The 25,391-nt window shown below is 67.7% G+C and carries 22 protein-coding genes; 9 read left to right on the forward strand and 13 right to left on the reverse strand.

Annotated elements, in window-relative coordinates; translation table 11 throughout:
• The first annotated feature begins 104 nt into the window (after positions 1 to 104).
• Complete coding sequence (locus IE191_RS14555) at positions 105 to 1,415, forward strand: dicarboxylate/amino acid:cation symporter (RefSeq protein WP_191325105.1); 1,311 nt, start codon at positions 105 to 107, stop codon at positions 1,413 to 1,415.
• A 159-nt stretch (positions 1,416 to 1,574) separates the two neighbouring features.
• Here IE191_RS14555 and IE191_RS14560 read toward each other — a convergent pair whose 3' ends face one another.
• The 3 genes from IE191_RS14560 to dapB are packed head-to-tail and all read right to left on the reverse strand — an operon-like array spanning position 1,575 to position 3,434.
• On the reverse strand, positions 1,575 to 1,973 hold the full coding sequence (locus IE191_RS14560) for a hypothetical protein (RefSeq protein WP_191325106.1): 399 nt from the start codon (positions 1,971 to 1,973) through the stop codon (positions 1,575 to 1,577).
• A 31-nt stretch (positions 1,974 to 2,004) separates the two neighbouring features.
• Positions 2,005 to 2,694 carry an endonuclease III gene (gene nth, locus IE191_RS14565; protein WP_191325107.1) on the reverse strand — a complete coding sequence of 230 codons (690 nt, stop codon included), beginning with the start codon at positions 2,692 to 2,694 and terminating at the stop codon, positions 2,005 to 2,007.
• Complete coding sequence (gene dapB, locus IE191_RS14570) at positions 2,691 to 3,434, reverse strand: 4-hydroxy-tetrahydrodipicolinate reductase (RefSeq protein WP_191325108.1); 744 nt, start codon at positions 3,432 to 3,434, stop codon at positions 2,691 to 2,693. Before dapB ends, nth begins: the two co-directional genes overlap by 4 nt.
• 211 nt (positions 3,435 to 3,645) lie before the next feature.
• On the opposite strand from dapB, the gene IE191_RS14575 reads away from it, so the two are divergent.
• Positions 3,646 to 5,469 carry a methyl-accepting chemotaxis protein gene (locus tag IE191_RS14575; RefSeq protein WP_191325109.1) on the forward strand — a complete coding sequence of 608 codons (1,824 nt, stop codon included), beginning with the start codon at positions 3,646 to 3,648 and terminating at the stop codon, positions 5,467 to 5,469.
• Here the strand turns inward: IE191_RS14575 and IE191_RS14580 are convergent.
• The gene (locus tag IE191_RS14580; RefSeq protein ID WP_191325110.1) at positions 5,452 to 6,366 is read right to left on the reverse strand and encodes a LysR family transcriptional regulator; all 915 of its coding nucleotides are present in this window, start codon (positions 6,364 to 6,366) and stop codon (positions 5,452 to 5,454) included. The genes IE191_RS14575 and IE191_RS14580 overlap by 18 nt on opposite strands.
• A gap of 113 nt (positions 6,367 to 6,479) precedes the next feature.
• On the opposite strand from IE191_RS14580, the gene IE191_RS14585 reads away from it, so the two are divergent.
• Positions 6,480 to 7,529 (forward strand): NAD(P)-dependent alcohol dehydrogenase, encoded by a 1,050-nt coding sequence (locus IE191_RS14585; protein ID WP_191325111.1) that lies wholly within the window; start codon positions 6,480 to 6,482, stop codon positions 7,527 to 7,529.
• A gap of 57 nt (positions 7,530 to 7,586) precedes the next feature.
• Complete coding sequence (locus tag IE191_RS14590) at positions 7,587 to 8,306, forward strand: NAD-dependent deacylase (protein WP_191325112.1); 720 nt, start codon at positions 7,587 to 7,589, stop codon at positions 8,304 to 8,306.
• A 331-nt stretch (positions 8,307 to 8,637) separates the two neighbouring features.
• On the opposite strand, the gene IE191_RS14595 is transcribed toward IE191_RS14590, so the two are convergent.
• On the reverse strand, positions 8,638 to 9,474 hold the full coding sequence (locus IE191_RS14595) for a HesA/MoeB/ThiF family protein (protein ID WP_373299299.1): 837 nt from the start codon (positions 9,472 to 9,474) through the stop codon (positions 8,638 to 8,640).
• A gap of 36 nt (positions 9,475 to 9,510) precedes the next feature.
• On the opposite strand from IE191_RS14595, the gene IE191_RS14600 reads away from it, so the two are divergent.
• Complete coding sequence (locus IE191_RS14600) at positions 9,511 to 9,672, forward strand: hypothetical protein (RefSeq protein WP_191325114.1); 162 nt, start codon at positions 9,511 to 9,513, stop codon at positions 9,670 to 9,672.
• A 234-nt stretch (positions 9,673 to 9,906) separates the two neighbouring features.
• On the opposite strand, the gene dnaA is transcribed toward IE191_RS14600, so the two are convergent.
• The 6 genes from dnaA to IE191_RS14630 form a co-directional block, all read right to left on the reverse strand.
• Positions 9,907 to 11,454: a chromosomal replication initiator protein DnaA gene (gene dnaA, locus IE191_RS14605; protein ID WP_191325151.1), complete on the reverse strand. Its 1,548-nt coding sequence runs from the start codon at positions 11,452 to 11,454 to the stop codon at positions 9,907 to 9,909.
• 611 nt (positions 11,455 to 12,065) lie between these two features.
• Complete coding sequence (gene rpsT / locus IE191_RS14610) at positions 12,066 to 12,326, reverse strand: 30S ribosomal protein S20 (RefSeq protein WP_022675888.1); 261 nt, start codon at positions 12,324 to 12,326, stop codon at positions 12,066 to 12,068.
• A gap of 324 nt (positions 12,327 to 12,650) precedes the next feature.
• A complete protein-coding gene (locus IE191_RS14615; protein WP_191325115.1) occupies positions 12,651 to 13,799 on the reverse strand; it encodes a cytochrome P450 in 1,149 nt (382 codons plus the stop codon).
• A gap of 98 nt (positions 13,800 to 13,897) precedes the next feature.
• Positions 13,898 to 14,950, reverse strand: coding sequence for a ferrochelatase (gene hemH, locus IE191_RS14620; protein ID WP_191325116.1), 1,053 nt, complete (start codon positions 14,948 to 14,950; stop codon positions 13,898 to 13,900).
• A complete protein-coding gene (locus IE191_RS14625) occupies positions 14,950 to 17,271 on the reverse strand; it encodes a molybdopterin cofactor-binding domain-containing protein (protein ID WP_229815413.1) in 2,322 nt (773 codons plus the stop codon). Before IE191_RS14625 ends, hemH begins: the two co-directional genes overlap by 1 nt.
• 10 nt (positions 17,272 to 17,281) lie before the next feature.
• Positions 17,282 to 18,070 carry an Mrp/NBP35 family ATP-binding protein gene (locus IE191_RS14630; protein WP_229815420.1) on the reverse strand — a complete coding sequence of 263 codons (789 nt, stop codon included), beginning with the start codon at positions 18,068 to 18,070 and terminating at the stop codon, positions 17,282 to 17,284.
• A gap of 364 nt (positions 18,071 to 18,434) precedes the next feature.
• On the opposite strand from IE191_RS14630, the gene hflK reads away from it, so the two are divergent.
• The 4 genes from hflK to IE191_RS14650 all read left to right on the forward strand — a co-directional run bounded on the left by hflK (position 18,435) and on the right by IE191_RS14650 (position 22,670).
• Positions 18,435 to 19,652 (forward strand): protease modulator HflK, encoded by a 1,218-nt coding sequence (gene hflK / locus IE191_RS14635; protein ID WP_191325118.1) that lies wholly within the window; start codon positions 18,435 to 18,437, stop codon positions 19,650 to 19,652.
• The gene (gene hflC, locus IE191_RS14640; protein WP_191325119.1) at positions 19,652 to 20,494 is read left to right on the forward strand and encodes a protease modulator HflC; all 843 of its coding nucleotides are present in this window, start codon (positions 19,652 to 19,654) and stop codon (positions 20,492 to 20,494) included. Before hflK ends, hflC begins: the two co-directional genes overlap by 1 nt.
• 116 nt (positions 20,495 to 20,610) lie before the next feature.
• Positions 20,611 to 22,170, forward strand: coding sequence for a Do family serine endopeptidase (locus tag IE191_RS14645; RefSeq protein WP_191325120.1), 1,560 nt, complete (start codon positions 20,611 to 20,613; stop codon positions 22,168 to 22,170).
• Positions 22,171 to 22,322: 152 nt separating this feature from the next.
• Positions 22,323 to 22,670 (forward strand): hypothetical protein, encoded by a 348-nt coding sequence (locus tag IE191_RS14650; RefSeq protein WP_191325121.1) that lies wholly within the window; start codon positions 22,323 to 22,325, stop codon positions 22,668 to 22,670.
• A gap of 67 nt (positions 22,671 to 22,737) precedes the next feature.
• On the opposite strand, the gene IE191_RS14655 is transcribed toward IE191_RS14650, so the two are convergent.
• Together IE191_RS14655 and IE191_RS14660 are read right to left on the reverse strand one after the other, a co-directional pair.
• Complete coding sequence (locus IE191_RS14655; protein WP_191325122.1) at positions 22,738 to 22,983, reverse strand: hypothetical protein; 246 nt, start codon at positions 22,981 to 22,983, stop codon at positions 22,738 to 22,740.
• A 107-nt stretch (positions 22,984 to 23,090) separates the two neighbouring features.
• Positions 23,091 to 25,316: a transglycosylase domain-containing protein gene (locus IE191_RS14660; RefSeq protein WP_191325123.1), complete on the reverse strand. Its 2,226-nt coding sequence runs from the start codon at positions 25,314 to 25,316 to the stop codon at positions 23,091 to 23,093.
• Positions 25,317 to 25,391: the final 75 nt, after the last annotated feature.

Below are 25,391 nucleotides of genomic sequence, written 5' to 3' on the forward strand. Positions count from 1 at the left end.
TGGGCGCACGCCGCCCCGGGCCAATCGATGGATGCATTCGGCCGCATTCCCGCCTAGGGTTGTCCGCAGACCGTCACACCTGCAACAAATTCGCGGAGCATCTCTTGGCCCGGCGCCTTACGCTTACCATCGTCATCGCCATGATCCTCGGCATCGCCACGGGCTATGCGCTCAACCGCGCGCTGCCGGCCGACAGCACCACGCTGGCCAGTGCGGCCGAAACGCTGAAGCTGCTGCCCGATGTGTTCCTGCGCCTGATCAAGATGATCATCGCGCCACTGATCCTGGCCACGCTGGTCTCGGGCATTGCCGGCATGGGAGACAGCGCGGCCCTGGGCCGCATCGGCGGCCGCGCGCTCGGCTGGTTCATCACCGCCAGTCTGATCTCGATCAGCCTCGGCCTGATGCTGGTGAACCTGTTCCGCCCCGGCCATGGCCTGCAATTTGCCGCCAGTGGCAAAGTCGGCGATCTCGCCACGGCCGATTTCACCGTGCACCACTTCGTGTTGCAGATCGTGCCGACCAGCCTGCTTGATGCCATGGCGCAGAACAACGTACTGCAAATCCTGGTGTTCTCGCTGTTTGCCGGCCTGGCCCTCTCCGCCATCGGCGAAAAGGGCGCGCCGCTGCTGCGCGGGGCTGAGGCCCTGGCCAGCCTGATGCTGACCATGACCGACTATGTGATGAAGGCTGCCCCACTCGCCGTGTTCGGCGCGCTGGCCGCCGTGGTCGCCACCAAGGGTCTGGGCATCATCGTCACCTATGGCGTGTTCGTCTCGGAATTCTATTTCGCGCTGGCCTTGCTGTGGGGCCTGCTGCTGGGCATGGGCGGCATTTTCCTGGGGCGCCGCATTCTCCTGCTGGCGCGCTACATCCGTGAGCCGGTCCTGCTCGCCTTTTCCACGGCCAGTTCGGAAAGCGCCTTGCCGCGCCTGTTCGAACAGCTCGACCGCTTCGGCGTGCCGCGCCGCATCTCAGGCTTCGTCCTGCCACTGGGCTATTCGTTCAACCTCGATGGCTCGATGATGTACACCAGCTTTGCCACGATGTTCATCGCGCAGGCCTACAACATCCCGCTGTCGTGGCAGCAGCAGATCGCCATGCTGCTCACCCTCATGGTCACGTCAAAGGGCATTGCCGGCGTGCCGCGCGCCAGCCTGGTGGTGATCGCCGCCACGCTCACCCAGTTCGGCCTGCCGGTGGAAGGCATTGCCCTGCTGCTTGGCGTGGACACCTTCCTCGACATGGGCCGCACCGCCACCAACGTGGTTGGCAACGCGGTCGCCACGGCGGTGATCACCCGTTGGGAAGGCATGCTCCAGGTGCCGCTCGACCCCGACGCGCCGGCGCCGGTGCCGCCGCACGACACCCCCGAGCACGGCCGGCGCGGGCTGAATCTGGACCAAGGCCAGTAGGGCCCCGTTTTGAAAATGCGCCAAGGCGCATTTTCGTTGCGGCACCGGCCCACTCCCCCACCCGACCTCCCATAGGGTACTATCGTTGGGGGGTCGGGTGGGGGAGTGGGCCGGTGCCGCAAATCCGGCTTTGCCGGATTTCCAAACAATCTCAAAAACCTATTTCGCCAGCGTCACCGGCTGGAATTGGCCCAGCCCGCACGATCCGCGCGGGCCACCGCCGCCGCCGGTCTGGAGCACGGTGATGATGTCCACGCTGCACAACTGCGCCTGGCTGGTGGCATAGCCGAAGGTCTGCTGAAACCCCAGGCCGCTGCATCGCTGCGGCAGCACGTTGCGATACCAATGGCTGCCCACGCGGAAATCGATCGTCCAGTCGTCGCGCACCCGGCTTTCGCTGATCTGGCCGAGCGGAATGCAGTTCTGCGCCGGGCCGATCGGCGTGGCGGCCGGCGTCTTGGGCGACTGGCCCGCCGCACTGGCGGTTTGCGGGCCATCGCCGGGCGTGCAGGCCGCCAGGGCGATGAGCAAGGCGGCAACCGGGATCGAACGAACCATGGCATCCTCTCCTCAGGGTGGCCCTTGGCGCTCAAGCCTTCTTCGTGCGCGCCACTTTCTTCTTGGTAACCGGCGGCTTGGCCCCCTGTTCCAGAACCTTGCCCTTGAATCCGCAAAGGTCAACCACCCCGCAGCGCCAGCATTCGGGCGTGCGCGCCTTGCACACATAGCGCCCATGCAGGATCAGCCAGTGATGCGCGCCCAGCCGGAACGGCCCGGGCACTTTCTTGTCGAGCCCGGCTTCCACCGCCTCGGGCGTCTTGCCCTTGGCCAGGCCGGTGCGGTTGCCCACGCGAAAGATATGCGTGTCCACCGCAAAGGTCTCCATGCCGAACGCGGTGTTGAGCACCACGTTCGCGGTCTTGCGCCCCACGCCGGGCAGCGCGGTCAAGGCATCGCGATCGGCCGGCACTTCGCCGCCATGGTCGCGCACCAGGATTTCCGACAGCGCGATCACGTTCTTGGCCTTGGTGTTGAACAGGCCGATCGACTTGATGTGCGCTTTCAGGCCTTCCTCGCCCAGCGCCACCATCTGCGCGGGAGTCTTGACCTCCTCGAACAGCCGCCGCGTCGCCTTGTTCACCCCCACGTCGGTCGCCTGCGCGGAAATCGTCACCGCCACCAGCAACTGATAGGTGTTGCCATAGGCCAGTTCCGTCTCGGGCGCAGGGTTGGCCTCGGCCAGGCGGCGGAAGAACTCGAAGATCTGGTCTTTCTTCAAGGCCGTTCCTCGCCCAGCCCCAGCACTTGCGGCATGGTGTAGCGACCGGGTTCGCGGGCAAGCAGCCAGTCTGCCGCGCGGATCGCCCCCTTGGCAAAGATGCCCCGGTTTTCCGCCATGTGCGACAGGCTCAGGCGCTCGTTGTCGGCCAGGAAATGCACGGTGTGATCGCCCGCCACGCTGCCGCCGCGCAGCGCGGCAAAGCCGATCGTGCCCGCCTCGCGCTGGCCGGTGATACCATCGCGCCCGCGCACAGCCACGTCCTTGAGGCCCACCTGCCGCCCGCGCGCCGCTGCCTCGCCCAGCAGCAGCGCGGTGCCCGATGGCGCGTCCACTTTCATGCGGTGGTGCGTCTCGACAATCTCGATGTCCCAGTCCTCGCCCAGCCGCGCCGCCGCTTCCTGCACCAGGTGGGCCAGCAGCGTGACGCCCAGCGAGGTATTCCCGGTCTGGAGCACGGGAATCGAAACCGCCGCCGCGTCGATCAGCCAGTGGTGGCGCTCTTCCAGCCCGGTGGTGCCCACCACGATCGGCTTGCCCGCGTGGATCGCCGCGTCGAGATTGAATTCCAGCGCCGCCGGGGCCGAGAAATCCACCAGCACATCGCTCGCCTGCGCGAGGGCCGCCGCATCGCCATCCCGGTCGATCCCGCCGGCCAGGTCATGCCCGGCGGCGACCACGGCAGCCTGCAAGGCCTGCCCCATGCGCCCCGCGCTGCCGATGATGCCGATCCGTGCCATGTCGCTATCCCCGCAATGTTTCCGCGCCTCCATAAGACCGCACCCTTGCGGGGTCGAGCCGGAAAGCGGCCTGGAATGTCGCTGGCCTCGCCCATCCACCTGCGATGAATCCCGTAAAGTATAGCCCACGGTAATTTCATCCACACTGTTTAAAACCGATAGCATCGATGCCTTGCGTCAAGGCAAGGCGAGAATTCGGATGGAGTCCACAATGGCGATTCTGGGCCGTTTCAAGATCACGACGATTTCGTTCAGTTGCAATACGGTGCTGGCCGCCATGGCTGTCGCTTGCGCCGTGGTGCCCATGCAATCGGCCATCCAGGCCAATGTCCAGACGCAGGAACTGGACAGGCGGATCATTCCCGGCATTGCCGAATGGAGCGCCTTGAAGAGCCTGATGATTGCGGTGCGCATCACTTCGGTAAAGACGCTGGTACCACTCAGCGATGAAAGTCGCGCGTCGAACACCAGGAAGATGGCCAAGCAGATCGCTGAAATCGACCAGCGCATCGCCACCTTGCGCGGCCAGGGCCGCGATGACGAGCGCACAGCGGTGGACGAAATCGCCCGGCAGTGGACCGAATGGAAAACCGCATCGGCGGCCGTCCGCACCCAGATTCAAAGCAATCGCGACACGGCCATCGTGCTGTATGAAGAGCATCTCAGCCCGCTTGGCCCCAAGCTGGAAAAGACGATTTCCGCCCATGTCGATGCGCTCCAGGTGCGCGGCCAGCAATTGAGCCAGAAAGGCGCTTCCTCGATCGCGGCATCGATCCGCAGTTCCACCACGCTGTGCATCCTGGCCGCCATGGCCGCGCTCGCCGTGATCCTGCTGCTGCGCCATCGCGTTACCGGGCCATTGCGGCGCCTGGCCCAGGCCATGCGCGAAATGGCCGGCGGCAATCTCGATCGCCCGGTGCCCTGCACCGAACTGACCGATGAAGTCGGCGCGATCAGCCATGCCCTGCTCGGCATCAAGGAAGGCGTGGAGCGCCGCACGCGCGAAGTGGCGGAACGCGACCTGGCGGTGCAACGCCAGGTGGTCACGGAATTGACCGTAGGCTTGCAAAAGCTTGCCGCGCAAGACCTGGAATACCGCATCCGCGCCCCATTCCCCGACCAGTACGAGGAACTGCGCAACAACTACAACCAGGCCAGCACGGCCCTGGCCAAGGCGATCGGCGCGGCCCGCATCGGTGCGCGCCGGCTGCTGACCACGATTCGCGAAATCAATGCCGCAGCCGACGATCTCGCCCAGCGGAACGCCCGCCAGGCCGCCACGGTGGAGGAAACCACCGCCGCGCTGCGCCAGGTGAGCGGCGCGATCCAGGACACCGCCGCCCGCTCGGGGGTCATGCGCGATTGCGTGACGCAGGCGCATGACCAGGCCACGCGCGGCGAAACCGTGGTCAGCAATGCCGTGGTGGCGATGGAAGCGATCGAGCGTTCGGCGCAAGAGATCAACCAGATCATCGGCGTCATCGACGGAATCGCCTTCCAGACCAACCTGTTGGCGCTCAATGCCGGGGTGGAGGCCGCCCGCGCCGGCGACGCGGGCAAGGGCTTTGCCGTGGTGGCCACCGAAGTGCGCGCCTTGGCGCAACGCAGTGCGGACGCGGCCAAGGACATCAAGGAACTGATCGCCACCTCCACCGGCCACGTCAGCGACGGGGTCGGCCTGGTGCAGCAGACCGGCGATGTCCTGGGCCACATCCTGGCGCAAGTGGCGGAACTGACCGGGATGGTGGACGAAATCGCCGCCGGCACCGCGCAGCAAGCCTCGGCCATCGGCGAAGTCAGCACCTCGGTGGTCGATATCGACCGCGTGACCCAGCAGAACGCCGCCATGGTCGAGCAAACCAGCGCCGCCACGGCCGATCTGGGCGCAGAGGCCGCCGCGCTCGACAGCCTCGTGGCGCAGTTCCGCACACGCGATCCCGACCGCCGCCCGCAAGTGGGCGGGGCGCAGCTCCGTCAGGCCTCCCTGGTCGGTCCGGGTGCCCCGGCCGAAGGCGGCTCACGCCTGGTCGCCTGATCCCTCGCCACGCCAGCGCAGGCCGTCGATCACCACGCGCAGCGCGGGCGAGACATGGGCGCGGCTGGGATAATAGAGGTGATAGCCGGGATAGGGCTCGCACCACTCGTCCAGCACCTGAACCAGCCGCCCGGTGGCGATGTCGGCGGCCACCACGCTTTCGGGCAGGAAGGCAAAGCCCAGATCGTCGCGCATGGCCTGCTCGGCCAGCGCCAGGGTGTTGACCGTGACCGGCCCCTCCACCCGCATGCGCTGCGCATCTCCGCCACGGGAGAATTCCCAGGCATAGATGCCGCCGCGCGTGGGCAGGCGAAAGTTGATGCAGGGATGCGCGGCCAGGTCGCGCGGATGGCGGGGCAGTTCGCGGCCACCACAAAAGGCCGGCGTGGCCACCACCACCATGCGCAAGTCCGGCCCGATCGGCACCGCCACCATGTCCCGCGCCAGGATATCGCCCGATCGCACCCCGGCATCGAGCCCCGCCGCCACGATATCGACGAGGCCGTTGTCCACCAGCACTTCCACCTGGATTTCCGGCCAGGCACGCAGGATGCGGCGCAGGCCGGGCCAGACCACGGTATCGACGCAGCCTTCGTCCACCGTCAGCCGCACCAGCCCCGATGGCCGCGCCAAACTTTCGCCCAGCGCATCGACGGCAGCATCGATCGCGGCAAAGTGGGGCGCCACCCCTTGCGCCAGCCGCTCGCCTTCGGGCGTGGGGGAAACCGCGCGCGTGGTGCGGTTGAGCAGGCGCACGCCCATCTGCGCCTCAAGGCCCGCGATCGTGCGGCTCAGCGCCGATTGCGAAGTACCCAGTTGCGCGGCCGCGCGGGTGAAGCTGCGTTCGCGCACCACCGCCAGCAGGGCGCGCAGGTCATCGTGGTCGGGCCGGATCATTGATGCAATCCTGATATCAGTTCATGCCCGAATTGCCCCATTATCAGCTTAATGGCGATCCCCTAGATAGGCGCTCTCCCTCTCCCCTCCTCTTTTGCAAAAGGAATCGCTGCATGACCGTCCTGGCCTATGCCGCTCCCGCGGCCGACCAACCGCTCGGCCCCCTCCCGATCACGCGCCGCGAACCCGGCCTGCACGACGTGGCGATCGCCATCGCCTGGTGCGGCGTGTGCCATTCCGACCTGCACACCGCGCGCAACGAATGGAACAACGCCATCTATCCGGTGGTCCCCGGCCACGAGATCGTCGGCCATGTCACGGCCGTCGGCGCCGAAGTGACCAAGTTCAAGGTGGGTGACACCGTGGGCGTTGGCTGCATGGTCGATTCCTGCGGCCATTGCGGCTCGTGCCACGATGGGCTGGAACAGTTCTGCGAAGAAGGCATGGTCCAGACCTACAATTCGCCCACGGCCGACGCCCCCGGCCATACCCTCGGCGGCTACAGCCAGGCGATCGTGGTCAACGAAGGCTTCGTCCTCCACGTGCGCCACGCCCCCGAACAACTCGCCGCCGTCGCGCCGCTGCTCTGCGCCGGCATCACCACCTGGTCGCCGCTGCGCCACTGGAACGTCGGGCCGGGCAAGAAGGTCGGCATCGTCGGCATCGGCGGCCTTGGCCACATGGGCGTGAAGCTCGCCCGCGCGCTGGGCGCCCATGTCCTGGCCTTCACCACCAGCCCGGCCAAGCGCGAAGAAGCCCTGGCGCTGGGCGCTCACGAAGTGGTCGTCTCGCGCAATGCCGATGAAATGGCCGCGCAGACCGGCAGCCTCGATTTCATCCTCGATACCGTGGCCGCCAGCCACAATCTCGATGCCTTCGTCACTCTGCTCAAGCGCGACGGCACGCTGTGCCTGGTCGGCGCGCCGGAACACCCGCACCCGAGCCCGACGGTGTTCAACCTGATCTTCGGCCGCCGCTCGATCGCCGGCTCGCTGATCGGCGGCATTGCCGAAACCCAGGAAATGCTCGATTTCTGCGCCGAACACGGCATCGTCTCGGAAATCGAGACCATCGCGGTGCAGGATATCAACACCGCATGGGACCGCATGGAAAAGGGTGACGTGCGCTATCGCTTCGTCATCGATTCCAGCACGTTTGCCTGAGCACCCTGGCCATCATGCCGGATTGGCACACCCGTGCCGATCCGGCATGATCGGGCCATGAGCCTTCCCCAGAACATCGTCATCCTGACCGGCGCCGGAGTCAGCGCCGAAAGCGGCATCGACACGTTTCGCGGTGGCGGTGGCCTGTGGGAACAACACCGCGTGGAAGACGTCGCCACGCCCGAGGCCTTTGCCCGCGATCCCGACCTGGTGCTGCGCTTTTACGACATGCGCCGCGCCGCGATCCAGGAAAAGGCGCCGAACGCCGCCCACCGCGCGCTCGCCCGGCTGGAGCGGGAGTGGCCGATCAAGGTGCCCGACGGCAGCGTCACGCTGGTCACCCAGAATGTCGACGACCTGCATCTGCGCGCCGGTTCCGAGCGCCTGATCGCCATGCATGGCCAGCACTTGTCCGCCTGGTGCACCGCCTGCGACACGCGCCACGCCTGGACCGGCCCGCTGATCGATCGGCCGCCCTGCCCCGCCTGCGCCGCACCGGCACTGCGCCCCGATATCGTCTGGTTCGGCGAAGTGCCCTATCGCATGGACGAGATTCACGCCGCGATGGCCCAGGCCGACCTGTTCGTGTCGATCGGCACTTCGGGCGCGGTCTATCCCGCTGCCGGCTTCGTGCGCCTGGCCCGCGAGATCGGTGCGGAAACGCTCGAACTCAATCTCGAACGCAGCCAGGGCTCGGCGTGGTTTCACGAAACCCGGCTGGGGCCGGCAACGCAGATCGTGCCCGATTGGGTGGACGAACTGCTCAAGACGCGGTGACTCTCAGTTTGGAAAATGCGCCAAGGCGCATTTTCACAGCGGCACCGGCCCGCTCCCGTCCCGAAGGCACCGAAAACGTCCGGGGGACGTTTTCGCTGAGGGGGCCGGCCTCCCATAGGGTACTATCGTTGGGAGGCCGGGTGGGGGAGCGGGCCGGTGCCGCCGACACGAAAGAGCCCGACCAAGGGTCCAGGGAGCCTCGGCCCCTGAACCCCTGGCCGAGCCAAGTCCCAGGTTCGCGGCTTGCACCGCGCGCCTGTCGGGTCGCGAGAGGCAGTCTAAGCCAGCGGCTGCGCATGGCCATCCCCCGAACGCGGTATGATTGCGCTTTTTATCCGTCCGTTTCGGAGCCATGGCCGCAAGCCGGGCAAGCCGGATCGTGGGCAATGCGCATCGTGCGTAAGCCGGGCCTGAGCCCGTCGAGCACGTGCAACTGTCCCCACTGCGGATCACCCAGACTGGCCACGCCTTCCAGCAGCACGCGCAGCACGGCCATGGCCCCAAAGGTGCCGACCATGCCGACCATCGCGCCCAGCACACCTTGCGCGGCGCACGTGTCGCAGTCATCGGCATCGAAGGCATCACCCACGAAGCAGCGGTAGCAGGCCTCACCCGGACGATGCCCGGCAAAGTTGGCCACCTGCCCCTGGAACCGCCCCAGCGCGGCGCTGGTCAACGGCACGGCCGCTGCCACGCAGGCGTCTGACACCGCCAGGCGCGTGGCAAAGTTGTCCGATCCATCCAACACCACGTCGGCGCCGCTGACCAACGCGGCCGCATTGTCGCGCCGGATGCGCAGGCGCCGTGCCTCCACCGCCAGCGCGGGATCAAACCGGTCCACCCAGGATGCAGCCGCCTCGGCCTTGCTCTGCCCCACGTCGGCCAGAGTGAAAATGGTCTGGCGCTGGAGATTGGATGGCTCGACCACGTCGTCGTCGATCAGCGTCAACCGCCCGACGCCCGCACCGGCGAGGTATTGCAACGCCGGTGCGCCGATGCCGCCCACGCCCACCAGCACCACGTGGGCGCCCATGATCCGCGCCTGCCCGGCGCCGCCCACTTCGGGCAGCACGATGTGGCGGGCAAAACGGTCGAGGCGGTCGGCGGAAAGGGCTGGCGTCATGCCGCCGGAGGTAGGCGCACCCAGGCCAAAACGCCAGATGGCCATTTGCAAGCGCCGCGCCTTGCGCCACAACTTGCCGCCATGAAAGATCGTATCTGGATCGTGCTGACCCTTGCCCTGCTGCTCGGCGTGGTGATCGGCTGGTGGGGCAAGGGCCACTGGGCCGCCCGCGAATGCGCGCAGGCCGGCGGCACGTGGTTCGATACCGCCAGCGTCTGTGGAAAAGTCAGCGCAAAACCCTGATCACAACCTGTGACCCGGCGGTGGGCAAGCCGGTGGAAACCATGGGCACAAGGCTGTGGCCGACCGGTGCGCAAGCCTGAGGAACACCCTGTCGACAAGGCAGGCAAAAGTCTGTGCACAAGGCGCGCACAAGTCTGTGCATCCGCCGGGCATAAGCCTGTGGAGCAAGGGCAGATATCAGGGGGACAACCCGGGGCCGCAACAAGGCGCCCCCGGGGTTCGCCAATCCGGCGCTCAGTCTTCCAACTGGCGCAGCAGGGTGCGCACGTCGCCGTCCATGTCGGCATCGCGGCTGCGCAGGTCCTCAATCAGGCGCACGGCATGGATCACCGTGGAATGGTCGCGCCCGCCAAACTTGCGCCCGATTTCCGGATAGGACCGGGGAGTGAGCACCTTGGCCAGGTACATCGCCACCTGGCGCGGACGCACCACGGCGCGGGCACGGCGTTTGGAGGCCATTTCCGAGCGGTCGACGCGATAGAACTGGCACACCGTGCGCTGGATCTCGTCGATCGTGATGCGGCGGCGGTTGGCCGAGAGGATATCGGTCAACTGCTCTTCGGCCAGTTGCAGGCTCACCTGCTGGCCGGTGAGCTGGGCGAAGGCAATCAGCTTGTTGAGGCCGCCCACCAGTTCGCGGACGTTGCGGTTGATCGTGCGGGCGAGGAATTCGACCACGTCTTGCGGCACCTGGGCGCTGGTGAAGCGCGACAGGCGGTGCTCCAGGATCTGGCGCCGCAGCTCGATGTCAGCAGCCTGTATATCGGCGACGAGCCCCATCGACAGGCGTGAGAGCAGGCGCTGTTCCACCCCGTCGAGCGCCTGGGGCGCGCGATCGGCGGCCACCACCAGGCGCTTGCCGGCGCTCAGCAGGGCATCGATGGTGTGCAGGAATTCTTCCTGCGTGCTGGCCTTGCCGATGATGAACTGGATGTCGTCCACCAGCAGCATGTCGAAGCTGCGCAGGCGGCTCTTGAACTCGATCATCTCGTTCTGGCGCATGGCCTGGACGAATTCGATCATGAAGCGCTCGGCCGAGCAGTAGAACACCCGCGCGCCAGGCCGGGCGGCGATGAAGCCGTTGGCAATGGCGTGGAGCAGATGCGTCTTGCCCTGGCCGGTCGAGCCCTTGAGGTAGAGCGGCGAGAACTGCGGGGTTTCCGCGGCCGACATGCGCTGCGCGGCATTGAGCGCCAGGACATTGGCACTGCCGGTGACGAAGTCGTTGAAGGTCAGCGAGGGATCGACACCGGACGCGCTGACATCGAAGCCGGCGATCGTCTGCGGCGCCGGCGTGGGCGCCGGGCGGCTGGCCGGGGCCAGCACCGGGGCGGTCTCGTTGGCGGCGGGCACGCGCAACTCGGGCGCGGCACGGCCACCCACGCGCAGCTCTGGCATGGCGCGACGGCGCGGGTGCACGGTGATGCGCACCTGGCGCACTTCGGCCCGCGCGATCTTCCACGCCAGCGAGAGACGGTCGGCAAAGCGGTCCGCCACCCAGTTGGCCGAGAATTCGGTCGGCAGGAACAAGTCCAGCGTGCCGGTTTCCTTGCAGAAACTGCCGAGCTGGATCGGCTTGATCCACTGCGTGTGAAGCTGCGGACCCAGATCCTTCTTCAGCCCCTGGCTGATGTCGGCCCAATCGGCCGCCAGGTCGAGCGCTTCCTGGTCCTCCATGCCCCCGTCACGTCCTTTTCGCAGCGCGGCGGCCTGCCCGGCCCCGCGCCCATTGGTTGCGGCCGTGCCACCTGCACCGCCGATCGCACCGCCGAACTGATCCATCTTCACGCTTCGCCGTCCCACGTAAATTTTCCAGGCCTGCGGCCAGATGACCCAAGATGCGCCCCCAGGATGCGATCCTTCCGCCCCGGGCGCCAAAGCGCCTCCAGACAGATGCCCCCACCAGACGCATCCCGAACGGACACGGCCTGCGGTGCGCGGCCATTCGGACAAAGACCGACCAGCCACGTTTCCGCAGACACAGCTTACCTGCCCGCCGGTGCCCCGATGGCACGGCGGATTGCCGTATCGAACGATGTTTCGTGACACCGTGTGCCGGGCGATCTGCGTCACAGCAAACCGACCAACGCGCGGCGTGGTCTCTGTCTATGAGCCACTGCGGGGGCTGTGCAAGCCCATGGAGCGCAAAATTTCTGAAATAATTAGCCTTGACTCAACAACTCCGCGATCTTCGCTCAAGTTATTGATTTATCGTCAATTGCCAAAAACCCAGTCACGCGAATCGCGACAAATCCGTCACTTGCCGGAAATGACTGTGTCATCGAACCGTCGCACAAGCCGCAGACGAAAATGGCCGGCGTTCATCACGCCGGCCAAAGCCGTAATTGTGCGCAGCAGCCCCCCTTAAGCAAAGGGGGTGCCGTTGCGCCGAATCAGAGCGCGGCGACTCGCTTGCTCAGACGCGAGAGCTTGCGGGCAGCGGTGTTCTTGTGAACCACGCCACGGGCAACGCCACGGGCCAGTTCCGGCTGGGCAGCCTGGAGCGCTTCGGCCGCCACGGCCTTGTCGCCACCGGCGATCGCCGATTCCACCTTCTTCACGAAAGTGCGGATGCGCGAAAGACGGTTGCCGTTGATTTCGGCGCGGCGTTCGTTGCGACGGATGCGCTTGCGGGCTTGCGGCGTATTGGCCATGTCTGTCCTGTTTCTGTCCTCTGGCGGGCCACCCCGAAGGGGCAGACCGGGAAATGTCCTGGTAGCTTGCTCGACTTAGTCGTTCGACAAGGCGGGCAAGCCCGCCGGAAAGCGGCGCCCTTACCGGGCTGTGGACGAATCGTCAAGGCGAGCTTTGCGCCTTGCGACGATCCGCCGGCCAGCTTGCGCCTTGTGCATGGCGCCTGCCGGGTACCACGATCGAACGATTCGCTGCCCGGCCATAGCGGGCCGGGCGCGCGATCTCAATCCGCGCGCCCCTCAATCGGCGCCCCCTCAATCGGCGCCCCCTCAATCGGCGCCCCCTCAATCTGCACGACGCAGCAGCAGCTTGCCCCCTTCGCCCGCCGTAGCCAAGCCAAAGCGCGCCAGCAGGTGGGCCACGCCCAGCCGCGTTGCCGCGATCACCACCGGCGCCACCGGGGCTGGCAGCACGTCGGCCGCGATCCATGCCCCCGGCGCCCGCTCGGCCGTGCGCAGCCGGGCAAAACGCAAGGGATCGAAATGCTGCGGATCGGGCCACAGCGCCGGGTCAGCGTGGGTGGCCGCCGGGCTGATCGCGACGCGCGTGCCCGCCTCCAGCCGGTGCGCACCGATTGCCAGCGGCGCCAGCAGGCGGCGCTCCACCAGCACTGGCGCGGGCATCAGCCGCAAGGCCTCGCAGGTGGCCATGTCGACCAGTTCGCGCAGGCCATCCTGCGTGGCCGTCTCCACCCCCGCAGGCGTCGATAGGCGGTGCGGGCTGCGCACTTCGGCGCGCAACGTATCCTGCCAGTCGGGCGTATCGGCCAGATGGCGCACCAGCGTGCCGAGCGCACGCAGCGCCAGAGCGTGGCTCGCCTGCAAGCTGTCGACCAGCCCCGGCGCATCGGCACCGGCAGCGCGCAGACCCTGGGCCAGCGCCTGTCGCGCCCCGATCGGCGAGGACGGCAGGCCGCGCGGCATCGCCCGGCGCAGCAGGCTGCGCCCTTCATCCAGCGTCGAGAGCGCATTGGCCAGCCGCTCGGCCGCGCCCGAGCCCGGTGCCAGCCCCGTTACGGCCGGCACCAGGGCGCGCGCCAGCGCCATGGCCATGGCCGGCTGAAAGCGGATCGTGCCTTCGCGCCAGCGGGCCAGTTCGGCGGCCAGGACACGCTCCAGCACAGCGGTATCGAGCGCGAGGGCGCCGCCGGGCTCGGCCCTGGGGAACAGCGCGCCATCGTCATCCAGCACCAGGCGGTTGAATGCAGGGTCCAGCAGGATCACACGCTCGCCGCGGCGGAACACCGGGCCGAGCCTAGCTCGCTCGCGCAGCAGCAGCGCCGCCTCGTCACCCCAGGCCAGCGCCCGGCTGACAGGCACGGCACGCCATGGCACGGCCTCGTCGCAATCCGGCGCGTCGGTGTCGGAAATCAGCCCCGGCAGGGGCAGCAGGGCAGGATCCACGTCTTGCAAGGGAATCGCCGATGTCAGCATGCTCTCTCCATCGGGCCGAACCTGTTGCCGGTCCTGGCCCGTGGCGCGGAACATGCCACGTCTGGCGGGCGTGTCAAATCGCCCGGCCCCGCGCCTTTTCAGGCGGCGATCCACCCCGCCAGTTCGCGCCGCACCAGGGCTTCGAGCATGTCCATCCCGGCCTGCGACGTGTTGAGGCAGGACAGCGCGGCAAAGGCGCTGCCGCCCGCGGCAAGAAAATCCTCCTTGCCGCGCAGGCCAAGCTCTTCCAGCGTTTCCAGGCAATCGGCCGAAAAGCCCGGCGCCGCGATCGCCACTTTGCGCGTGCCGGCCTTGGCCAGTTCGACCAGCGTGGTGTCGGTCGCCGGCTCCAGCCACTTGGCGCGGCCAAAGCGGGACTGGAAGCTGGTGATCAGCGCCAGCCCCGGATGGCTTTGGGCAAAGGCATCGGCCAGCAGGCGCGAGGTCTTGCGGCAATGGCAGTGATAGGGATCGCCCAGGTGCAGCGTGCGCTCGGGCATGCCGTGATAGCTCAGCAGCAGCGCCTCGGGCACGAAATCCAGCGCATCGATCTGGCGTGCCATATCGGCATGCAGCGCCGCAATCGCCACGGCATCGTCATGATAGGGCGGCAGCGTGCGCAGGGCCGGGAGGCGGCGGCGCTGCTTGATCCAGTCGGCCACGGCATCGAGCGCGCTGGCGGTGGTGGCCCCGGAATAGTGCGGATAGAGCGGCGCCACCAGGATGCGCTCGCACCCGGCGTCGAGCAGCGCATCGAGTTCGCCGGCCATGGCCGGGCTCTGATAGCGCATGGCGTGGCGCACGATCACCTGCTCGCCCAGCCGGGCCTGGAGCGCGCGCGTCTGCGCCGCCGTGATCGCGGCGAGCGGCGATCCTTCCGGCCCCCAGACCTGGGCATAGGCATGGGCCGATTTCTTGGGCCGCGTGCGCAGGATGATGCCGCGCAGGATCGGCTGCCACAGCAGCGCAGGGATTTCGACCACGCGCTTGTCCGACAGGAATTCCTGGAGGTAGCGCCGCACCGCGCCGACATCGGGCGCATCGGGCGTGCCAAGGTTCACCAGCAGCACGCCGATGCGCCCCGTCGCCACCGGCGGGTGATCGGCCGGCAGGTGGGCGGGGCAGGAATGGGGCGGTGCGGCAACGGTCATCAAACGCCTTCGGACAAGAGGGGAAGCCGGCGCAGACGCAGGCCGGTTGCGGAATGGAGCGCGTTGGCGATGGCCGGCGCCACCGCCACCATCCCCAGTTCGCCGGGGTCGAACGGCTGGGCGTTGCTGTCGACAAACACAACCTCGACCTTGGGGCATTCGGCCAGCAGCGGCAAGCCCAGCTGGCTGAAATGTCCTGCCAGGGGTCGCCCGGCGGCATAGCCGGTGCTGCCGCCCACGGCCAGGCCCAGGCCGAAGATCAACCCGCCCTCGATCTGCTGGCGGGCAAGGTCGGTGTTGATCACCCGCCCGATATCGACGCAGGCGCTCAGGGTTTCCACGCGGATCGCACCATCGACCTGCCGCGCCGTGGCCACCACCGCGATGTGGCCCTCGCGCCGCCCCTCGCGCGCGTCCAGCGCCATGGTGTGGCAGGCGATCCCCTGGCCAGAGGCATCGGCCCCGCCGCCCCACATCGCCAGGTGCGCCACGCCTTGCAGGCAGGCGGCCAGGCGCGGCTGGCCGCCCAGCATGGCCATGCGGAACGCCAGCGGCTCGTTGCCGCCGAAATGGGCGCATTCGTCGATGAAGCTTTCGGTCAGGAACGCGCTGATCGCCGCACCGCCGCCACGCATGCGCGCCGTCGCCAGGGGCAGCGCCACCGGCACATGCTCCACCGCGCATTCGGGAATCGTGTAGGGCGGCAGCGCGCCTTCCAGCGCCAGCGGATCGGCGCTGTCCTGCCAGCGGCGCGCGCTCGCCGCGCTTTCCCCGTCCAGCACGCGGGCGGCGGTTTCGCGCAGCGATGCCGGCATGGCAATGCGGCTGCGCCAGCCCAGCACCTGCTGCTTGTCCGGGCTCATCCCGGCCTCGAGCAAGGCCGACACCGGCGCGCGCGGCAGGCTGGCGAGCGATTCCTGCCAACGCGACCAGGTGAGTTGCACCGGCTTGCCCGTGGCGCGGGCCAGGGCCGCCGCTTCGCCCGCGATCCGCGCATCGAGCCGCGCATCGAAGCTGCCGCCCGCCGCCATCGGATAGACCACCACGTCCGCCTCGGCGAGGCCCGCTGCCCGCGCGCCCTCGCGCCGCGCTGCCTCAGGCGCTTGCGTTGCCAGCCACAGTTCCAGCCGGCCATGCTCGATCCGCGCGGTGCAGGTGCCCGGCTCCAGCGGGGCATGCAGCGCGGCGGCAATGTCATAGCGTGCGGTCAGGCTGGGCTTTTCCAGCAAGGCGGTGGGGTCGCCCTGCCCCCACAGGCGCTGCGCCTTGCCCTGTTGAAGCGCCTTGTCCAGCGCCGCGTCGATGGCGTTGCCATCAGCCACTGGCCCACGCGGGCGAAACCGTGGCTCCATCGCCGCCACCGCGCGATCGGCGGCATGCCAGGTGACGCCGATCGCGGCCAGCCAGCCCTTGGCATGGACCACGCCCAGGCACCCCGGCACCCGCGCCGCGCCCTGCGCATCCCAGGATGAGAGCACGCAATCGCCCTGCGGCCCATGGGCAATCGCGGCATGGACCATGCCGGGCAGGCGCACATCGGCGGCAAACACGAAGCTGCCGTCGACTTTGGCCGGCAGGTCGAGCCGGGGAAAGGCCGGTTTGCTGCCGGCCGGAAAGCGTGCGGGCGCTTCACGCGCCGGGCTGGCGCGCAGCGGCGCATCGGCAGGAGGATCGCGATCGAGCGCGGCTTCGACCAGCCGGGCAAACGGCAGGCGCTTGCCCCCGCCGATCACGGCATGATCCTGGGTATCGAGCTTTGCCGCGTCCACGCCCCACTGCGCGGCCGCAGCGTCGATCAGTTGCGCACGCAGGGCCGCGGCGGCCACGCGCAACGGTTGCTCGAATGCGGCCAGGCCGGTGCCCGCAACGGTCAGCATCATCGGCCCGCGCTCGGCCTTGAGTGCGGTCAGGCCATTGCCGGGCTGGCCCAGCGCATCGTCCAGAATCGGCAACCAGGTGGGCAGCCAGAGCGGCGCCCAATGCGCCGCCAGCACCGCATCGGCATAGGCCGGGCTGAGCGGCGCGGGCTCCACCGCCACTTGCGCCCAGTCCGCGCCCAGTTCCACCGCCACGATCTGGGCAAACAGAGTGGTCACCCCCTGCCCCATCTCGCAGGCCGGCACGGCGACGGTCAGCGTGCCGTCGCGCGCCAGCTTGAGGAACGCATTGACCACGCGCGTGTCCTTGCCCGCCTTCAGCGGCGGGGCATAGTGGCGCGGCACCAAGGCAAAGGCGGCGATCAGCGCGCCCCCTGCGCCCGCGCCGATCAACACCCCGCGCCGCGTCGGTTTCAGCCTGCGGGCGAGCGGCGGCAGCGCCATGGCGCGGCGGTCAGGCCGGCTGGTCCAGCGCGGCCAGCACGGCCCGCGCGATCGTGGCAAAGGCCTGCGCCTGCGGTCCCTCGCCCGCTGCCGGCGGCTCGCCCGCGTCGCTTTTCTGGCGGATGGCGATATCCAGCGGCACGCGGCCCAGGAATGGCAGGCCCAGTTCGCGCGCGGTCACTTCCGCGCCGCCATGGCCAAACGGATCGCTCACCTGGCCGCAATGCGGGCACAAATAGCCGGCCATGTTTTCCACCAGGCCCAGCACCGGCACTTTGCCCTGGTCGAACAGCCCGATCGCGCGGGTCGCGTCGATCAGCGCCAGATCCTGCGGGGTGGACACGATCACCGCACCTGCCGGCTTGTATTTCTGGAGCATGGTCAACTGGATGTCACCCGTGCCGGGCGGCAGGTCTACCACCAGGATTTCGGTCTCGCCCCAGTCGGCCTCGATCAACTGGCCCAGCGCGCTGCCGGCCATCGGCCCGCGCCAGGCAATCGCCTGGCCCGGCTGCACCAGATGCCCCATCGACAGCATCGGCACGCCCCACGGGCTCTGCACGGGAATCATCGTCTTGTCGCGCGCCTCGGGCTTGCGCCCTTCGGTGGCGAGCAGGCGCGGCTGCGACGGGCCATAGATATCGGCATCGACCAGCCCGACCTTGCGCCCCAGCCGCGCCATGGCCACGGCGAGATTGGCCGAAAGCGTGGACTTGCCCACGCCGCCCTTGCCCGAACCCACCGCCAGGATGCGCCGCGTGCGCTTTTCGGCCGTCAGCGCCACGCGCAATTCGGCCAGGCCCGCAGCCGTGGCCGCCGCCTTGGCCGCCTGCTCCAGCGCCGCGCGCGCCGCACCATCAAGGCCGCCGGCATCGATCACCGCCGTCCCGCTCGTGCCGGTAACCCGCACCACCTGGAGCCTTTCGCTGCCCACGGCCGCGGCAATGGCCTGGCGCACGGCTGCTTCATCGATCGTCACTGCATTCGTTCCTGTTTCCTGCCTGCCACGGGTCGCTTGTCCAGGGCATGCCCCAAAGCCCCTAGCAGACGAATTTTGGGAACGAGACCCTGTTTTTCACGCGATCCCTTCTTATAAGACTGCGCATGACTGCTTTTCGTGGACCGGCTGCGCGCCGCCTCGCGCCCTTTTCGGAAACCCGGTCATGAGCGACCGCAAGAGCCCATGGGGCGCTCCAGACGATTCCGGCCGCGATGATTCCGAGCGACCGGAAAACGCCCCGCCCGCGTCCGCAGGCAGCGATGAGGCCGAGGCGGACGGCAAGCCGGACGAGCCCGCAAAAGGCCAGGACGGCAAGGAGGACAAGACCTCGCCGGGCAGCGGCCCACGCAATCCCTGGCTGCCCCCGGCAGGCGAAAGCCGGCGCCCGCCCAGCATCGAAGACATTTTTCGCGCCCGCACCGGCGGGGGCAGGAACGGTGGCAACAGGAACGGCGGCAGCGGGCGCGGCACCCCGCCGCCCGGCGCACCGTTCCTGGGTGGACGCGGCCCCAACCTGCGCCTGCCGCAGCGGCCAGACGGCAAGTCGTGGTGGCCGATCGGACTGGCCGCAGTCGCCGCGATCTGGCTGATCGGATCGAGCACCCATCGCCTGGCGCCGCAGGAACAGGGCGTGGTCACCACGTTCGGTGCCTATTCCCGCACGCTGGGCCCGGGGGTTTCGCTCACCCTGCCCTGGCCGATCCAGTCGGTCGAAACGCGCGACGTCACCTCGATCCAGCGCGAGACCATCCCCGAAGGCGATGGCGAGCGGCTGATGCTCACCGGTGACCAGAACCTGGTCAATCTCAATTACCTGGTGCGCTGGAACATCAAGGATCTCAAGCTCTACACCTACCAGCTCGCCGATCCGGACCAGACCGTGCGCGAAGTGGCCGAAGCCGCAATGCGCGCGGCGATTGCCGAAGTGGGCTTCAACGATGCCATGGGCACCGGCCGCGCCACGATCGAGCAGAACGTGCGCGACAAGATGCAGCGCGTGCTCGATGCCTATCGCTCGGGCGTGAAGATCCAGGGCGTGGAAATCACCAAGATCGATCCACCGGCCAAAGTGGTCGATGCGTTCAAGGAAGTGCTTGCCGCGCAGCAAAAGGCGCAGGGCGACGTGAACGAGGCGCAGGGCTGGGCGCAGAAGAAGCTGGCCGCCGCGCAAGGCGAAGCCGCCGCCTTCGACAAGGTCTATAAACAATACAAGCTGGCCCCGGACGTGACCAAGCGCCGCATGTATTACGAAACGATGGAGCGCGTGCTGAGCCAGACCGACAAGGTGATTGTCGAAGCCCCGGGAACCGTCCCCTATCTGCCGCTGCCCGCGCTGCGCCAGACGCCGCCCGATGACAGCCGCCAGAAGGGAGACCGCTGATGCAGCCCTTCCTCTCGCTCAACCAGCGCGTGATTGCCGGCGCTGTCGCGCTGTTCGTGTTGCTGCTGCTCTGCGTGATCGTGGTGCCGGAAACCGAGCAGGTGGTGATCGTGCGCCTCGGCCAGCCGGTGCGCGTGGTCAACCGCTATGCCCCCAATGCCGATTTCGGCCGCACCGGGGCCGGGCTGGTCTGGCGCATTCCGTTCCTGGAACAGGCGGTGCGGATCGATCGCCGCGTGCTCGATGTCGACATGGAGCGCCAGCAGGTCACCTCGCTCGACCAGCGCCGCCTGGAAGTGGACGCCTATGCCCGGTTCCGGGTGATCGACCCGATCAAGATGTACGAAACCGCCGGCACGGTGGACCGGGTGTCGCAGCAGTTGCAGCCGATCCTCAATTCGGTGCTGCGCCAGGAACTGGGCAAGCGCACCTTTGCCTCGCTGCTCACGCCCGAGCGTGGCCAGGCCATGGCCCGCATCCGCGAAGGGCTGGACCGCGAGGCGCGCGAATACGGCGCGCAGGTGATCGACGTGCGGATCAAGCGCGCCGACCTGCCCGATGGCACGCCGCTGGAATCCGCCTTTGCCCGCATGGCCACCGCCCGCGCGCAGGAAGCGGCGACGATTGCCGCGCAAGGGCAAAAGAACGCGCAGATCATTCGTGCCCAGGCCGAAGCGGAAGCGGCGCGAATCTATGCCGCGAGCTTTGGCAAGGATCCTGATTTCTATGACTTTTACCGCGCCATGCAGAGCTATGACTATACCTTCACCCAAAAAGACAGCAATACCAGCATCATTCTCTCGCCCGACAACCGCTATCTGAAGCGATTCAAGGGTGAGTAATCGGAACCTGTTCCATTCAAAGTCCGTTCATGCGACGAAGCGTGAAACGGCAACCGGGATCGGGCGCGGTTTCCCTCATCCGCGTCAAGCAACAAGCGAATAAAGGATAAACCCTCGTGCGATACGCTTATGGAGTGACGACGGCACTGCTTCTCGCCGGCAGTGCGCTCACGCTGGCCACGGGTTTCCCGGCCGGCGCCCAGGTGGCGCAGAACGACAGCTCGCAGATCCAGGCGATCACCCCGCGCCAGGGCGCGCCCTCCAGCTTCGCCGATCTCACGGCCCAGCTCCAGCCCGCCGTGGTCAACATCTCCACCCGCCAGCGGGTCAAGGTCCAGAACAACAATCCGTTTGCCGGAACGCCGTTCGGCGATCTGTTCGGCGGCGGCCAGGGCGGTGGCGGCGGCACGCGCGAAGCGCAGTCGCTCGGTTCGGGCTTCATCATCTCGGCCGATGGCTATGTGGTCACCAACAACCACGTGATCACGGCCGATGGCCAGGGCGAAGTCGAATCGATTTCGGTCACCACGCCCGACGGTACGGAATACCCGGCCAAGCTGGTCGGCAAGGATGCCGCGTCCGACCTTGCCGTGCTCAAGATCACCGGCACCAAGCCTTTCCCGTTCGTGAAGTTCGGGGATTCGCGCAAGGCGCGCGTGGGTGACTGGGTGATCGCGATCGGCAACCCGTTCGGCCTGGGCGGCACCGTCACGCAAGGGATCATTTCGGCGGTCTATCGCGCCACCGGCTCGGGCAGCGCCTATGACCGCTATCTCCAGACCGACGCCTCGATCAACCGCGGCAACTCGGGCGGGCCAATGTTCGACATGGCCGGCAACGTGATCGGCATCAACAACGCAATCTATTCGCCCACCGGCGGCAGCGTGGGCATCGGCTTTGCCATCCCCGCCGAAATCGCTGCTCCCATCGTGGAAAAGCTCAAGAACGGCCAGGCGATCGAGCGTGGCTATCTGGGCGTGCGCATCCAGCCGATCAACGATGATCTGGCCGCCTCGCTGGGCCTGCCCAAGAACCGGGGCGAGTTCATCCAGTCGGTGGAACCCGGCGCGGGTGCGGCCAAGGCCGGCATCCAGGCCGGCGACGTGGTCACCCGCGTCGATGGCAAGGAAGTGAAGCCCGACCAGACGCTTTCGTTCATCGTCGCCAACACGCCGCCGGGCAAGACCGTGGCGATCGACCTGGTGCGCAATGGCAAGCCGATGACGGTCAACGCCGTGGTGGGCAAGCGCCCGAGCGAAGAAGACCTGGCCAACCAGAGCTTCGATCAGGACCAGCAGGACGATGGCGGCTTCGGCAACGACAACGGCGATGGTAACCAGCAACAGCAGCAGAAGCAGTCCCAGGCTGGTGGCCTGATCCAGAAGTCGCTGGGCATTGGCGCCGTGCCGCTGACCCCGACCATTGCCCGTCAGCTTGGTGTGAGCGAAGACACGCGCGGCGTGGTCGTCACCGGGGTGGACAGCTCGTCCGATGCCGGTGCCAAGGGCCTCCAGCGCCGCGACATCATTCTCTCGGCCAACTACCGCATGCTCAACACCCTGGCCGATCTGGAAGCCGTGGTGCGCCAGGCCAAGGCGGAGAACCGCGAAGCCGTGCTGCTGCGCGTGCAGCGCGCCGGCCAGCCCGCGATCTACCTGCCGATCCGCCTGCGCTGATCGCGCCGGCAACGGCACCTGACACAGCAAGGCCGGCGCCCCGCAAGGGACGCCGGCCTTCTCGTTTCCGGCCCTGTCCCGCCATGGCACAGGCCTGACTTGCTCCCGCCGCTATTCGGCGTATGCTGCCGGACAGTTGCGGGAGGCGGACAATGCATTCCGAATATGTGATCGAACGGCAGATGGCGCAGGACCACGGGCACGACTCGCTGGTTCAGGACATCGCGATCGATACGCTCGCCAAGACGGTTGCCATCCGCTTGCTTTCGCATCCCGATAGCCGCACCCGCCGCCGCGTTCCGCTCGAACTGCTGTTCCAGCAGGTCGAGGCCGTGACGGTCGATGCCGACATCATCACGCTGCGGGTGGAAGAAGGCGCCGGAACAGTGGACCACTGGCATCTCGCCGATGCCGCCGGGGCCTCGCACATTCACATGGCCAAGGGCCACGTCTCGGTCGCCGCGCGCATCGCGCCGGAATTGATCCGCCTGCGCGCATGAACCGCCCGGCGCGAGGCTTCCCACCTCGCGCCGGGCGGTTCAGCGCAATGCGATCAGTAGAATGCGATCAGTAGGTTGCCGGCGGATCGCTGGCGGGGAAGCTTTCATCCACCGCCTGGTCCTGCTTGTCCCACTTCGGCGGGTCAGACCGCATGCCTTCGACTCCAGCCGAGCGCACCTTGGCAAAGTTCTCGCCGGGCGCCTCACCGGTCGCGAAGGCAGCCGGTGCTTCGCCATCCGCGTTCTTGGTGCGCACCGCGCGATAGATCACATATCCGGCAGCCGCAGCGGCCGCCCATTGGAATAGGCCCATGTTTCCAACTCCATCAGCAGCAGCCCCAGGGCTGCCGGTCGTGAGCCAGAAACGAACCGGGGCGCGAATGGTTCGCGCCCCGGCTGCATTTTCCTGTCGTGGGTTGGTCAGTAGCCCTGCCAGTCCTGTGCCCGGCGATCCGCCGGCTGCCTGACTGGCGGCTTGGCGCCAGGCTGGACCGGCCTCGGCGCCTGCTGGCGAGTGCGGCCGGTCGCGCGGTCGAGCAGGTCGTCGCTGGCTGCCGGCGGGGCGTTGCGCGGCGCCTGCCGGGCCGGGGCGGCCGGGCCGGTGCCCAGGCCATCCTGGTCGACCGGAATCGCATCGTCGGGCGTGCGGCCTTGTGGCCCGCCCTGGCCACCGCTCGGCCCGCCTTCCAGGCCGTCGCCCTGCTGGCCGTTGACCGTGTTGCCGTTCTCGTCGGTGTAGTAATAGTCGTTGGGATTGTTGAGCAGCGCCTCGTCGTCCGGCTCCAGTTGCCATTCGGGCAGCTTGAGCTGGGTGTCGAACTGCTCGACCGGGCGCTTGGCCGTGGCCACCCGCATATAGGCGGCAAAAGCGCGCGCCGGCGCGGTGCCGCCCTGCAAGCCGGGCACCGGATGCGCATCGTCGCGGCCCATCCACACGCCGGTCGTCACGCCGCTGGAAAAGCCCAGGAACCAGCCATCCTTGTTGGAACTGGTGGTGCCGGTCTTGCCCGCCACCGGGCGGCCGATCTGCGCCGCGCGGCCGGTGCCGATATTGACCGCCGTCTGCAACAGGTCGGTAATTTCGGCCGCGACATAATCGGGCACGAGCTGCTGCTGTGGATCGGGGCGATGGCTGTAGAGCACTTCGCCGTCGGTGGTGGTCACCTTGCGGATGCCATAGGGCGTGACCAGCTTGCCCTTGGCTTCCACCGAGGCAAAGGCGCGCACCATGTCGATCACGCGCACGTCGCTGGTGCCCAGCACCATCGACGGCATCGTGTTGATCGGCGTGGTGATGCCAAAGCGGCGCGCCATGTTGGCCACCGCGTCAAAGCCCACTTCGTTGCCAAGCTGGGCCGCAACCGTGTTCTTGGAATAGGCAAAGGCGGTGCGCACGTCGATCTGGCCGGCATAGTTGCCACCCGAATTGCGCGGGCTCCACCCGTTGATCGTCACCGGCTCGTCCACCACGCGGTCTTCGGGACGATAGCCGCGTTCCAGCGCTGCCAGATAGACGAACAGCTTCCACGCCGAACCGGGCTGGCGCACGGCATTGGTGGCGCGGTTGTAGTTCGAGGTGACGTAATCGGTGCCGCCGACCATCGCCAGCACCGCGCCATCGCGGTCCACGCTGACCAGCGCGCCCTGGGCGCCCTTGGGCACCTGCGCCGTGATCGCATCGGTCGCGGCGCGCTGCGCCACGGGATCGAGCGTGGTCCACACCTCGATCGGCTGGTCATTGTCGGGCACCAGCACGTCAAGCTGCGGCAGCACCCAGTCGGTGAAATAGCGGGCGGAATTCTGGCCCTGCTCGGCGGCGAGGTGCACGCTGTTGAGATTGACCGCCGCCGCTTGCGCCGGGGTCAGCGCGCCGGCATCGACCATGGTTTCCAGCACCACCTTGGCGCGGTCCACGGCGGCCTGGGCATCGGCCGTGGGGGAATAATGCGAAGGCGCCTTGACCAGGCCGGCGATGATCGCCGCCTCGCCCAGCGAAAGCTGCTCGCCCGAATGGCCGAAGAACTTGCGCGCGGCCGAATCCACGCCATAGGCGCCGCCGCCGAAGTAGACCTTGTTGAGATAGAGCTCGAGAATCTGGTCCTTGGAAAACTTGCTTTCCAAGGCCAGCGACAGGATCGCCTCGCGGATCTTGCGGTCGAACGTGCGGCTGTTGTTGAGGAAGATGTTGCGCGCAAGCTGCTGCGTGATGGTGGAGCCACCCTGGCGCCAGCGCCCGCTCTGCGCGCGCACCATCACCGAACGGATGATGCCCACCGGGTCCACGCCCCAGTGTTCGCGGAACCGGCGGTCTTCCACCGAAACCAGCGCATCCTTCATCGGCTGCGGGATGCGGTTATAGGGAATCCACTTGCCGTAGCTGGGCCCAAGCGTGACGATTTCCGAACCGTCGTTGGCCCGCACCACGATCATCTGCCCGGCCTGGCTGGACTTGAGCTTGTCATAGCTGGGCAGCGAGCGCGCGGTAACCAGCACCGCGCCGGTGATTCCCAGGCCCAGCAACAGCACGATGCCGATGCCCCAGATCATGAGGCGGCGAAACCATCGTCCGATCGTGGAAGGTGCGCGGCTGCGCTGCGCGGGGTCTTCGCCGTCTTGTCCGCGGCGCGGAGCGTCCCGTCTGGCCATCAGTGGTTACCGGTTTCCTCGAAAGCGCAGGAGTGCGCTGTGGTTTGCGAGCCTTTGGCCGCCCTTGCACAGGCG

The sequence above is a fragment of the Novosphingobium pokkalii genome (genome assembly GCF_014652855.1).
Taxonomy (GTDB): Bacteria; Pseudomonadota; Alphaproteobacteria; order Sphingomonadales; family Sphingomonadaceae; genus Novosphingobium; species Novosphingobium pokkalii.